The following is a 12918-nucleotide window of genomic DNA, read 5'->3' on the forward strand; positions in this document are numbered from 1 at the left end:
TCTTTTTTTTATTACTATTTTTTCATTTTTCATCCTTAAATTTTTAAGGGTAAGTTTTATTTATTGATGTGAATATATTATCATATAGACATGTTTTTCATTAAAAATGATTGATAATGGAGGTGACAAATTTTAAACCTATAAAACAGATTGTTATTTTAATCTTACTTTTTGCATTAATATCTTCAATCACTTGTGTATCAGCAGAAAGCTTAACAAGTAATGATAATTCCACTAATATTATAAGTAACTCTACAGATAATAGTGTATCTAGCACTAATTCTCCTAATATTATTTATATTAATCCAGGTGATTCTATAAATGATACTGTTAATAAAGCAGCTATAAATAGTACTATTATTTTAAATCCTGGAGTTTATAATGAATCTGGAGTTATTATTAATAAGAGTATTTCTATTTCAGGTAATGGTAATTCTGATGATGTGATTATTGATGGTAAGAAAGCTAATAGTATTTTTATTATAAATAATTTTAGTACTGTTTATGTGTCAAATCTTACTTTTATTAATGGATGGGGTGCAGATTTTGGTGGTGGTATAAATTCCCAGAATTCTTCTTTATATGTTGATAATTGTAATTTTATAAATAACACTGCTCATACAATCAATGGTGGAGGTATTTATAGTGGTGGTGAAGTTGATCTTAAATCCTATTTGTTTGTGAATAATTCTTATTTCTGCAATAATTATGCAGGTCATGATGGTGGAGCTATTACTACTTATAAAGGTGATAGTTATATTTATAATAGTGTTTTCACCTTAAATTATGCTTACCGTGATGGTGGAGCTGTTCGTGTTGGAGTTTATTCAACCACTTACATTTATGGTTGTTTATTTGAGAATAATACAGCAAGAGAATGGGGTGGAGCTTTATATAATTGGCCAGGTAAATTAAGTGTTTATAATTCAACAATTAATAATAATACTGCAGGTACTCGTGGTGGGGCAATTATTACTTCCGGACCTTTAAATGTTTTTGATTCTGTTATTACTAATAATTATGCTGGAATGTTTGGTGGAGCTATCTTTATTGATGAAGAAACCCCTGGAATACCTTCTACAGCTACAGTTAATAATAATAATATTATTATGAATAATAGTGCATGGATTGAAGCTCAAGATATTTTCATTGATTTAACTACTTCTAAAACTACAAATTTCGATAATAATTATTGGGGTACAAACGATCCAATTAATGGAAGTGATTATAAGTATTCTTGGGCAGATCGTGTAAGTTTTAATAATTTCACAAATAATCCGGTTAAATGGATTACCCAAAATAATTCTAATTCAAATAATAATGGGGTTAATGTGAATCCTAGTACTAATAGTACTCCTTATGAACCTGTAGCTACAACTATTGTAGCATCCGTTAATGTGAATCCTAGTACTAATAGTACTAATCCAATTAAAACTAATAATGCATCTTCACAAGTAACTAATACTCTAAATAATTTAGCTAAGTCACTTAATAGTATGAGTGGTAATTTAACTAATTCACTCCATAATGATTCTAGTCAAGAAAATCAGGTTTCTGATTCTTTGAATGTTCAAACTAATTCAAATGTTGGTGCTAATCCTGATTCATCAAGTTCTGATTCAAAAAAGTATACTGAAGTTAAAGTGAATAAAACTAATGATAAAAATAATAATGATAATTTACAATACTTTATTTGTGCTTTTATTGTACTTGCTGCACTTGTAATTGGATTTTATATGCATAAGAAATATTAAAAGTTCTTTTAAAGAATTAGTATAAATTCTTTTTTTTAGAACTAATAAATTTTTTTTTACTATTTTTTTATACTGTGTTTGTGAATAAATGACTTATTAAATCAGTTGTTATTACGCCTATAAGTTCATCATTATCATCTATTACAGGTAAACAACTTATATCGTCATCTTTCATTCTACCTGCTATTGTTCTTATAGTTTCATCTTTTTTACAGAATTTAACATCTTCAGTCATCACGTCTTTTAATTCTTCTCCACCTTGTGCTATTGCCTTTGAAAGATCCCATGCAGTTATGATTCCAATAAGTTTATTATCCTCTGTTACAACAGGTAAGTGTGTTACATAATGGTCCATCATAATTTTCGCTGCTTTTTTTATTTTGGCATCTTCTGTAATGGTCATTACTTCAGTGTTCATTAAATCTTCCACAATATTATCTTGTAAGAACCGTGATATAAGGTAGTTTAATTGTCCACCTTCAAGTAGGAATGCGTCATGTCCATAGTTACTTTTTATTTCACTGTAAGATATTTCTATGCCGTTTGCTTGCATTGCTCTTAATATTTCTTCTGCTTGTTCATTAGTATATAACCAGTCACTGTCAACATTAATGTATTCTATTTTAGATTTTATTGGTTTGAATCCGTCAATGAGGGATCCATTTTCACTTAAATCGAATAAGTCTATTGCTTTTGTAATGTATAAATATGAATTTGCATCAAATCTTTTGACAAATGTTTTTCCTTGATGGTGAAGGTAACTTTCTACTTGGAAATCTGTTGTGAAATCATAGGTTACTTCATCTTTGTCTTGTAGGTCTCTTCCAAATTTTAAATACATTGATTCATCGGATAGGTATGTTATGTGTGCTATCATTCTTGCTACTGCAAGTCCTGCTTCTGGTGCTTTGTCTGTTTGGTAATATTCTCCGTTTTGCCAAAATGGGTCTTTGATTATTGCTTGTCGTCCTACTTCGTTGAATGCTATTTGTTGTGGGCTGGATCTTGCTGTTGTTGCTATTGGTATTGCTTTTTTAACCATTTCAGGATAACTTAATGTCCATTGTAAGGTTTGCATTCCTCCCATTGATCCTCCTATTACTGCTAGTAGTTTTTCTATTCCAAGTAGGTCTATTAATTTTTTTTCTACATTAACTATGTCTTTTAGTGTTATGACTGGGAAGTCTATTCCGTATTCTTTTCCTGTTTCTGGGTTTATGCTTGCTGGTCCTGTTGTTCCTTTGCATCCTCCTAGGACGTTGCTGCATATTATGAAATATTTTTCACTATCTAATGCTTTTCCAGGTCCTATTATGATTTCCCACCATCCTGGTTTACTATCTCCTTCGTGCCATCCTGCAGCATGTGCATCTCCTGTGAGTGCGTGACAGACTAATATGGCATTGTTTTTTTCTTTGTTTAATTTTCCGTATGTTTCGTAAGCTATTGTTACATTATCTATTGATTTTCCTGATTCTAATTGAATTTCTTCAGATAATGTTACTGCTAATGGTTTGACTATGCCGACAGATTTAGTCTTCATTATTAATCCCTTCGATTAGTTTTTTTTAATAAAAACTTTAATTTTTTATTAATTATTTTTTTATTGGTTCTAATATTTAATTATTTTTTATCAATAACTACTTTAACGATTGTTATATTTAAAGTTTATTTAACATCCCATCAATAAATACTAAACAAATATAAAAAAACTTTTTTCAAAGGAAAAATTTACATGTGCTCAATAATAGGATTAAAAGGAAACATCAAAATAGAAACATTAAGAAAAATGATGAAAACAACACAACATAGAGGCCCAGATGCATCAGGAATCTATTTAACAAACAATAAAGAATCATTACTCAAAACAAACTCTCAAAACCTAGTAAACTTAAAAAATCAGACTTATAATATTGGACTTGGACAAAATCTCCTCTCCATATTCCCAAGTGTTAAAAACCCTGAAGATGCAATTAAAATAAACACACAACCAATTAAAAAAGATAACTTAACACTCATATTTAATGGTGAAATCTACAATTACCCTGAAATCATAAAAAAAATTGGAAATGAAGAAAAAACACGTTCTGATAGTCATTTACTCTTAGATTTAATCATTAATAAAAAAAATACTAGTGGGAATCTTAAAACTGCAATAATAGAAACACTAAAAATTATTGATGGAGATTATTCTTTTGCAATAACAGATGATACTAACTTAATACTAGCTAGAGATCCTGTTGGAGTAAAACCATTATATTATGGAACAAAATTAGAAGAAAAAATTATGGGCTTTGCCTCTGAACGTAAAGCATTATGGGCAGCAGGAATAACAAGTATTAATACCTTAAAACCAGGATGTATATTATATAATGATGAAATCATAGAAGTTAATGATTTATTTAAAACTATTACAAGTAATGAAGCTTCATATGAAGATTACATGAACCAATTAACTAATACTTTATATGAAAGTGTATATAAAAGAGTTATGAACTTATCTGAAGTAGGTTTAATCTTTTCCGGTGGAGTAGATAGTGCATTTCTTGCATATATCTTAAAAAAAATTAGTTTGAAAACAGGTTTAAAAGTAACCTTATATACTGTAGGGAATATTGGAAGTAAAGACTTAGAATATAGTAAAAAATTAGCATCCACTTTAGATTTACCATTAAAAATTCAATTAATTCGACCCCAAGAAGTAGAAAATAGTATTGGGGATGTTATAAAAAGTATTGAAAGTACTAATCCTATGAAATTAGGCGTAGGTATGACAATATTTTTTGCATCTTATATGATAAAACAAGATAAAATAAAAGTTGCACTTTCAGGTCAAGGAGCAGATGAACTATTTGCAGGATACAATCGATACATGAAACATATAAAAAAACAGGATTATCAAGGATTAAATAATGAATTAACTAATGATATTGAAAACATTTATAATGTAAACCTTGAACGTGATGATGCAGCATGTATGGCAAATGGGGTAGAACTAAGAGTCCCTTACCTTGATTATGAACTTATAAAACTTGCAATGACAATACCTTCAAAATATAAAATCTTTGATTCTGAAGATAAACTTAAAAAACATATTCTAAGAGAGGCAGCAGAAAAATATGGAGTACCTAAAGAGTACGCACAACGTCCTAAAAAAGCAGCACAATACGGTTCTGGAATAGATAAAATCTTAAAAAAGCAGACTAGTAAAAAAGTAGATTTTGATAAAATTTTAAATGATTTTAAAAATGAATTAATAAATTAACCATAGAATATATATCTTCAATTTAAAATTTTTTTTTAATATATAATTTTTTAGAAAACTTAAATTATTTATTTATTTTTAATTCTATTCCTTTTAAAAACTTTTATAAATATAAAAAAACATATTTTATTATTAATATAAAACATTTAATAAATTTATTAAAAAAATGGAGAAACAATAAATGATAGAAAAAGATGCAGAAAAGATTTTAGAAAATTTCTCTAAATCTTTAGATACTATTCCAGATCTTGAAGAAACTTACTATATTACGGATAATTTAAATTTAGAAAGAAAAGATGAAGCACATCCACAAGATAGTGCTAGAATTGTTAGAAACACTAAAACAGATAAAGATGGTAATGTAGTAGTTAAAAAAGCAGACTGGGTATAAAAAAAATTTTAATATTTTTTTTTATTTAAGATGACTTTTTTATTCCTTACTTTTAAAATTAATTAATAAAAAAATTATGATGTGGTAATTATGAGAATGAATTTAGTCTTAGAAATCCAAGATGTTCCGGGACAATTAGTATCAGTCTTATCACCAATAGGTGATTTAGGAGCAAATTTAGTCACAATCATTCACCAAAGAAAAGTTAAAAATGAAAAAGGTTATATTCCTGTACAAATCACAATTGAAGGAGAAAGAAATAACCTTAATGCAGTTTTAGATAAATTTGATGAAATGGGAATAAACATTTTAGAAAAAGATGATGTGATTTTAAAACAAAGAATCAGCACAATCCTCATTGGAGATGTTATAGATACTGATGTAAGAGACACTCTTGATAGAATAAATGTCTTAGATGGTGTTTGGGTTGTTGGATTAGATATAAAATTAGATAAAGAATATAAATCCTCAGCAATGATTACAATTGAATCAGATATTGGACAAAAAGAAACAACATTTAAAAAAGTCCAAGAAATAGCTAAAGAAAAAGATTTACTTGTAATAAATGAGGTCTAAAAGATTTAGGGGTTGACATTGATGGATGAATGTAAAATAATTGTAATGGGATTTGGATCTGTAGGTCAAGGTATTGTAAAAGCAATAAAGATGGAAAAAGATAAAATCCTAGAAACTTTAGGAATCAACCTTAAAATTGTAGCAGTTGCAGATTCTTGTTCTTCAGCAATAAATCCAGATGGTTTAAATGTTGAAGAATTACTTAAAACAAAAAGCGAAAAAGGTAAATTAGGGCAATGTCCTAATTGTGGAACCACAAATACCGATACTGATGTATTAGATAATGTGGATTATGATGTTCTTATGGAATGTACTCCAACTAATATTGATGATGGTGAACCTGCAAGAACATTAACATTAAAAGCTTTTTCACAAGGAAAAGATGTAGTAACAAGTAACAAAGGACATTTAGCTTTAAATTATAAAGAATTAGATGATGCTGCTAAAGCAAATAATGTAATGTTTAAATTTGAAGCTAGTGTTGGTGGGGCAATGCCTATAATTAATTATGCTAAAGATGCATTAAGTGGTAATCAAATTATTAGTATAATTGGAATATTAAATGGTACAACTAATTATATTCTTTCACGTATGACTAGTGAAGGTTCAAGTTACCCTGATACTTTAAAAGAATCTCAAATGTTAGGTATAGCTGAAACTAATCCTACACAGGATGTTGAAGGTATAGATGCTGCATGTAAAGCTGTAATATTATCTAATAGTGTGTTAGGTCAACCTGCAACATATAGTGATGTTGAAGTTGAAGGAATCAGCAATATAACCAGTGAAGCCGTATCATTAGCTAAAGAAAATGGATATTTAATTAAACTCATAACTGAAGTTTCTCCAAAAACTTTAAAAGTTTCTCCAAGATTAGTTAAACAAGGAAGTAGTTATGATTTAAATGGAACATTAAATATGGCAACACTTAAAACAGATTTAGCTGATGAAGTCACAACTGTAGGTAAAGGTGCAGGATCACTTGAAACAGCATCTGCTATGATGACTGATTTAATAACAATTCTTAGAACAAAAAATTAAAAAAATTATTTTTTTAATTTAAAAAAATTTTAATTATTATTCTTTTTTAACATTCTTTTTTTTTTTTAAATTATTATAAAGGGAAGTGTATTATTTTGAAATATGTAATAATGATAGGTGATGGTATGAGTGATTACCCATTACCAGAACTAAACAATCACACACCATTAGAAGTAGCTAAAAAACCAAATATGGATAAACTTGCAGAAAAAGGATGCTCAGGACTTACAATAAATGCACCTAAAAATTTACCTGTAGGCTCTGATGTGGCTAATATGAGTATTTTTGGTTATGATCCACATAAATATTATACAGGTCGAGGACCAATAGAAGCTGCTAATCAAGGAATAGAAACTGTTGATGGAGATGTTGTTTTCCGTTGTAATTTAATTACTGAAAAAGATGGTAAAATTGTTGACTTTACAAGTGGACATATAAGTACTGAAGAAGCAACTGAATTAATGGAAGCATTAAATAAACATTTTAAAGATAAATACCCTGATTTTAAAGGTTTTTGGCATCATGGTTTAAGTTACAGACATTTATTTGTTTATCATGATATAAACACCAGTAAACTTGAAATACCTGCACCTCACGATATAGTGGATGAAGATTTTAATAAATACCTTGATTTTGATACAAGTTATGGTAAAACTATTAAAGATATAATGTTTGAATCTAAAGAAGTACTTAAAAACCATCCAGTAAATCTTAAACGAGTAAGTGAAGGTAAGAATCCTGCAAATATGATTTGGTTATGGGGTCAAGGAACTAAACCTAGTATGCCTGCATTTAAAGATTTATATAATATAGATGCTGCAGTAATAACTGGGGTAGACTTATTGAAAGGGCTTGCTATTTTTACTAAATTAAATAAAGTTGATGTTCCTGGTGCAACTGGATACTTTGACACTGATTATGAAGCTAAAGCAGAATATGCATGTAATGCACTTAAAGATAATGATTTAGTTATAATTCATGTTGAAGCTCCTGATGAAGCAGGACATGCTGCAGATATTGATGAAAAAATTAAAGCTATTGAAAGAATTGATAAAATCATTTTAGGTAAAATCTTAAAAGAATTACCAAAATATGGGGATTATAAAGTAGTTGTTTTACCAGATCATCCAACACCAGTTCCACTTAAAACTCATAGTAGAGATTTAGTGCCAATTACAGTTTATTCAAGTATTAATGAAGATAATAAGGATAATGTTAAAGTATTTAGTGAAAAAACTAATAGTGAAGGTTCTCTTGGAACTTCTAATATTGGTTGTGATTTAATTAAAAATTTATTAAATAATACTTGGTAAAAAAAAGTAAAAAATTTAGAAAAAAAAGTAAAAGTAAAAGAGCATTTAGAATGCTCCTCCACCTCCACCTCCAGATCCTCCACCTATATCAAAACCACCATCACTATCAGTAGCATTAGCAGTTGACATACCAGTGTTGAATGCTGAATCCATTAATAAGAAACCACCATAAGAATGGAACATATAAGTATCATTATAATATGGATCATAACTTGAATTATCATAGTATTCCATTTTCATAACCTTATGTACTTTATCAGCAACTCCTAAAGCAGCTGCATATACAAGGTATTGATTCCAAATTTCAATAGATTCTGGAGGATGTTCCTTCATTAAACTATTGTCATTTAAGAATTTTTTGAAATTTTTCCATTTGTCATGGAATTCTTTTCCATTTTCAGTCCATCTACCACCAACATCATCTGGTAGTATTAAACAAATAATTGATGTAATAAAAATTATTATTGCACCAACAAGGGAATAAGTAGCAGTTGGAATAGTACTTAATAGTGCCATTGCAGCAATAAAGATAGATAAAATGATTCCTCCAATTCCAATAAATGTAAATATTGTGGAACCAGTATTTATAAAGATTTTTTTCAATTTGTCCTCATTTAAATATTGGAAAGCGAAATCTTCTTGCCATAATTCATATTTTTCTTTAAACCATTCACCGTTTTCTCTATTACTTAATGTATCTTGGAAATCGTTTAAACTTAAAGTTCCATTATCGTCTGAGAAGGTTTTGAAAATATTTATAATATCTTTTTCGTGAGTATCTAAGTTATCTGCTTTATCATTGTTCACGGTTAAGTATAAGTTCTTTTTATCTGGTTTATCTGTATTTTCTACTGTTAATTTTAAGATTTTCCTATCAATTAAATCCATGATTGTTGCTTCGAAACCTTTCATATCAGGGGTTCCGATATTACTACTATTTTCTATTAAAGCATTAATCATTGCTGGAGGGTCTTTGGTAGGTAGTTCTCTTTCATATATTCCATTGTAGTTGATTTTTGGTTCTCTACCATATTTTAAGTATACTCCTATAGGTGCAAGTGGACTTATGCAACATAGAATTCCAATTATTAAGAATAGGTTATTATAAAATTCAGTACTACTTTTATAATCTTCTTGTGTTTTCATGATTTCATTTAAACCATTACGATTTTCATGTTTTGCATTAACTGCATTTGAAAAGTCTTTTAATGGCATTGTTACTTGTAATTCAAAGAAATCTCCACTAGGTATACTTGTAGTTGTAGATTGTATTGTGTTACCAGTCATACTACTTGTTTGATTAAATTGTGGTGGATTTAACCAGTATTGGTTACCGGTATTTGAAGGTAAATGTATGGTTGTTATGACTTGACCTACATCTACATCCCATTGATCTCCCCATAATTTGTACTGTAATGATGCAGTATCTTTATAGATGGTTACAACATTTTTAAAATCATAATTTATATGCACATCAACATCTGTATCTGAGATAGGTTCTGTTTTTGCAGCATCACTATATAAATAAATTTTTATATGTTCTGTGCCAGATTCATTAGTTATTGTGTATTTATTGTATGCTCCGTCTGTTGTTATATTCAGGTTTTCTATGCTTTCACCACTTTTTAGTGGTATGTCTCGGTATACTCCATTGTAAGTTCCACTAAATATGTAGTGGTATGTTTCTTGGATGTGTAACATTCCATTGTTTTGCACGGTTAAATCAAGTAAAGCTTGACTTATACTGTACTCTTTATCATCATCTTCTGCAAAAGCAACTGATAGGGTTGAAAGTAAGAATATTGAAAGTATTAAACATGCGAATATTTTTTTATTAATTTTCATATTTTACCCTTAAAAATAATTTATTATTTAAGTTCTTTTAGAATTCTACTTTAGGTACAGTTTCAGCTTCTTCTGGTGCATCAAAGAATTCTTCTTCTTGGAAGTGGAACATGTTAGCAATTATATTACTTGGGAACATTTGGCATTTATTATTGTACATTAATACAGTATCATTATAGAATTGTCTGCTGTATGCTATTTTATCTTCAGTTTCTGCTAATTGGTCTTGTAATTTTTGGAAATTAGTATTTGCTTTTAAATCAGGATAATTTTCTGCAACTGCAAATAATGATTTTAAAGCTCCACTTAATTGATTATTAGCTGTACTTGTTTCTTCAACACCATTTGCATTCATTAAAGATGATCTAGCATTGGTTACATCTTCAAGGACTGTTTTTTCGTGACTTGCGTAACCTTTTACGGTTTCAACTAAGTTTGGAATTAAGTCCATTCTTCTTTTAAGTTGTACATCTATTTGACTCCAACTATTTTTTACTCGGTTTCTAGCATTAATTAATCCATTATAAGTTGAAATTAAGTATATGATTATAATGAGGATTATTACTACTAGAATTATTAATATCCATGACATAAATTTTCATACTCCTTTTATTTATGCTTATTTTTATAAACTTTAAACTATTTATATTTTTATCCTTAATTTTTTCTTATTTTTAATTAAATTTATTATTTATGATTAATTACATTATACAATTTTAATTTTATTCTTGTTTTGTTTACTTTTTGTTAATTTTTTTATTTTTTTTCTAAAAATTTTTTCACGAATATTCATTTGGTGTTTATAAATGAATTACTTAAATTATCTTTTTAGCATAAGGTATAATATATTAATTAAATCAAATAGATATATTATTAATAATTTTTATCAATTAATTTAGAAAATAAATTTACTTTATAATTTTATAAAATTGGGAGAGTATTAATCTGACAAAATATATTTGTATAACTGGTGGAGTTGTTAGTTCTATTGGAAAAGGAATAACCTCTGCAAGTATAGGACGTCTTTTACGTTCATTTGGTTTGAAAGTTGCTGCAATTAAGATAGATCCTTATCTTAATTGGGATTCTGGAACATTAAATCCTTACCAACATGGTGAAGTTTTTGTAACTTATGATGGGATGGAAACAGATTTAGATTTAGGTCATTATGAAAGATTCCTTGATGTGGAGTTACCTGGTGTTTCTAATATTACTACCGGTAAAGTTTACAGTGCGGTTATTGAGAAAGAACGTAAAGGTGAATTTTTAGGTGCTTGTGTACAAATTATTCCACATATCACTGATCAAATTAAATCTATGATTCGTGAAGTTGCAGCTGAAGGTAATTATGATGTTTTAATGGTCGAACTTGGAGGTACTGTTGGTGATATTGAATCTCAACCATTCCTTGAAGCTTTAAGACAATTACGTAATGAGGAAGGTTTTGAAAATGTTATGTTTACTCATGTAACATTTGTACCATATCTAGATGCTGCTAAAGAATTTAAAACTAAACCTACTCAACATTCTACTAAAGAATTACGTAGTATGGGTATTAATCCAGATATGATTGTTACACGTAGTCCTAAACCTATAGATGATGCTTTACGTATGAAAATTGCACATTTCTGTGATGTGGGATATGATGCAGTAGTTCATACACCTGATGCTGATAGTATTTATGAAGTTCCATTAGTTTTAAATAATTTTGATGTTGGGAACTTTATAAATAATCGTTTAAATCTTGGAATAGACACTAATCCTAATAAACTTAATGAATGGGCTGAAGTTGTGGATAAATTAAAAATTCGAAGTCCTGTTGTTACTATTGGTATTGTAGGTAAATATGTTGAATATGAAGATGCATATATTAGTATTCGTGAATCATTACATCATGCAGCTGCTGAAGTAGGTGTTAAAATGAATATTGAATACTTCTCTAGTGATGTTGATGAGTTAAATAAAAATGAGTTAAAACATTTAGATGGTATTCTTGTTCCAGGTGGATTTGGTGAACGTGGTCTTAAAGGTAAACTTGAAGCTGTTGATTATGCATTAGATAATAATGTGCCTATTTTTGGTATTTGTCTTGGAATGCAATGTATGATTATTGAGATTGCTCGTCGAAATGGTTTAACTGATGCTAATAGTACTGAATTTGATGCTGAAACACCTTATCCTGTTATAGATATGATGGAAGAGCAAAAGAAAGTTAAGAATATGGGTGGAACTATGCGTTTAGGTCAATATGATTGTAAATTAGTTCCAGATACTAAAACTTCTGAAGCTTATAATGTTCCTGAAGTTAAAGAAAGACATCGTCATAGATTTGAATTTAATAATGATTATAGGGATAAATTAGAAAGTTTAGGTGTGACTATTTCTGGTACTACTCCTGATGATTTTCTTGTTGAAATTATAGAAGTTAAAGATCATCCATGGTTTGTTGGTTGTCAATTCCATCCAGAATTTAAATCTAGACCTAATAGACCTCATCCTTTATTTGTTTCATTTGTTGATGCTGCAAATAATTATCGTCAAAATTAAATTTTAAAATAATTTTTTTTTATTCATTTTTATCTTATTTTTCTTATTATATGTCTTGATTTTTCACTTTTTTTCCAATATATTTTGTTCTAATATGGATAAACTTTATAAACTACTTGTATTAATAATTATTAGTAATAAACTTGTACTGAAATATAATAACATATTCAGTATGAATTTTTTTAA

Annotated in this window: 10 protein-coding genes; 7 read left to right on the forward strand and 3 right to left on the reverse strand. The window is 28.4% G+C overall.

The features are described from left to right. The first annotated feature begins 116 nt into the window (after positions 1-116). A complete protein-coding gene (locus ACA135_RS03505; RefSeq protein ID WP_409198917.1) occupies positions 117-1754 on the forward strand; it encodes a hypothetical protein in 1638 nt (545 codons plus the stop codon). Between the two features lie 67 nt (positions 1755-1821). Here the strand turns inward: ACA135_RS03505 and ACA135_RS03510 are convergent, their stop codons facing one another. After that, complete coding sequence (locus tag ACA135_RS03510) at positions 1822-3297, reverse strand: homoserine O-acetyltransferase (protein ID WP_409198918.1); 1476 nt, start codon at positions 3295-3297, stop codon at positions 1822-1824. A 192-nt stretch (positions 3298-3489) separates the two neighbouring features. Here ACA135_RS03510 and ACA135_RS03515 point away from each other — a divergent pair, with 192 nt between their 5' ends. The 5 genes from ACA135_RS03515 to ACA135_RS03535 all read left to right on the forward strand — a co-directional run bounded on the left by ACA135_RS03515 (position 3490) and on the right by ACA135_RS03535 (position 8340). Continuing rightward, complete coding sequence (locus tag ACA135_RS03515; RefSeq protein WP_409198919.1) at positions 3490-5019, forward strand: asparagine synthetase B family protein; 1530 nt, start codon at positions 3490-3492, stop codon at positions 5017-5019. A 181-nt stretch (positions 5020-5200) separates the two neighbouring features. Next, positions 5201-5410, forward strand: a complete 210-nt coding sequence (gene gatC, locus ACA135_RS03520) for an Asp-tRNA(Asn) amidotransferase subunit GatC (RefSeq protein WP_409198920.1) — start codon at positions 5201-5203, stop codon at positions 5408-5410. Between the two features lie 90 nt (positions 5411-5500). Beyond that, entirely contained in the window at positions 5501-5986 is a 486-nt protein-coding gene (locus ACA135_RS03525; RefSeq protein WP_409198921.1) for an amino acid-binding protein, read from the forward strand. 21 nt (positions 5987-6007) lie between these two features. Next, positions 6008-7027, forward strand: a complete 1020-nt coding sequence (locus ACA135_RS03530) for a homoserine dehydrogenase (protein ID WP_409198922.1) — start codon at positions 6008-6010, stop codon at positions 7025-7027. A 95-nt stretch (positions 7028-7122) separates the two neighbouring features. Next, entirely contained in the window at positions 7123-8340 is a 1218-nt protein-coding gene (locus tag ACA135_RS03535; RefSeq protein ID WP_409198923.1) for a cofactor-independent phosphoglycerate mutase, read from the forward strand. Positions 8341-8385: 45 nt separating this feature from the next. On the opposite strand, the gene ACA135_RS03540 is transcribed toward ACA135_RS03535, so the two are convergent. Both ACA135_RS03540 and ACA135_RS03545 read right to left on the reverse strand, forming a co-directional pair. Next, positions 8386-10185, reverse strand: coding sequence for a DUF2207 domain-containing protein (locus ACA135_RS03540; RefSeq protein WP_409198924.1), 1800 nt, complete (start codon positions 10183-10185; stop codon positions 8386-8388). A 37-nt stretch (positions 10186-10222) separates the two neighbouring features. Next, positions 10223-10777, reverse strand: coding sequence for a LemA family protein (locus ACA135_RS03545; RefSeq protein WP_409198925.1), 555 nt, complete (start codon positions 10775-10777; stop codon positions 10223-10225). A 353-nt stretch (positions 10778-11130) separates the two neighbouring features. Here ACA135_RS03545 and ACA135_RS03550 point away from each other — a divergent pair, with 353 nt between their 5' ends. Continuing rightward, positions 11131-12732, forward strand: a complete 1602-nt coding sequence (locus ACA135_RS03550) for a CTP synthase (protein ID WP_409199084.1) — start codon at positions 11131-11133, stop codon at positions 12730-12732. Positions 12733-12918: the final 186 nt, after the last annotated feature.

The organism is Methanobrevibacter acididurans (genome assembly GCF_046197875.1).
In the GTDB taxonomy this organism is placed as follows: domain Archaea; phylum Methanobacteriota; class Methanobacteria; order Methanobacteriales; family Methanobacteriaceae; genus Methanobrevibacter_A; species Methanobrevibacter_A acididurans.

What these genes read in the sequence shown, in the direction of transcription:
- ACA135_RS03505 (WP_409198917.1), top strand. Translation starts at nt 117, where the DNA reads ATGGAGGTGACAAATTTTAAACCTATAAAACAGATTGTTATTTTAATC.
- ACA135_RS03510 (WP_409198918.1), bottom strand. Translation starts at nt 3,297, where the DNA reads ATGAAGACTAAATCTGTCGGCATAGTCAAACCATTAGCAGTAACATTA.
- ACA135_RS03515 (WP_409198919.1), top strand. Translation starts at nt 3,490, where the DNA reads ATGTGCTCAATAATAGGATTAAAAGGAAACATCAAAATAGAAACATTA.
- gatC (WP_409198920.1), top strand. Translation starts at nt 5,201, where the DNA reads ATGATAGAAAAAGATGCAGAAAAGATTTTAGAAAATTTCTCTAAATCT.
- ACA135_RS03525 (WP_409198921.1), top strand. Translation starts at nt 5,501, where the DNA reads ATGAGAATGAATTTAGTCTTAGAAATCCAAGATGTTCCGGGACAATTA.
- ACA135_RS03530 (WP_409198922.1), top strand. Translation starts at nt 6,008, where the DNA reads ATGGATGAATGTAAAATAATTGTAATGGGATTTGGATCTGTAGGTCAA.
- ACA135_RS03540 (WP_409198924.1), bottom strand. Translation starts at nt 10,185, where the DNA reads ATGAAAATTAATAAAAAAATATTCGCATGTTTAATACTTTCAATATTC.
- ACA135_RS03545 (WP_409198925.1), bottom strand. Translation starts at nt 10,777, where the DNA reads ATGTCATGGATATTAATAATTCTAGTAGTAATAATCCTCATTATAATC.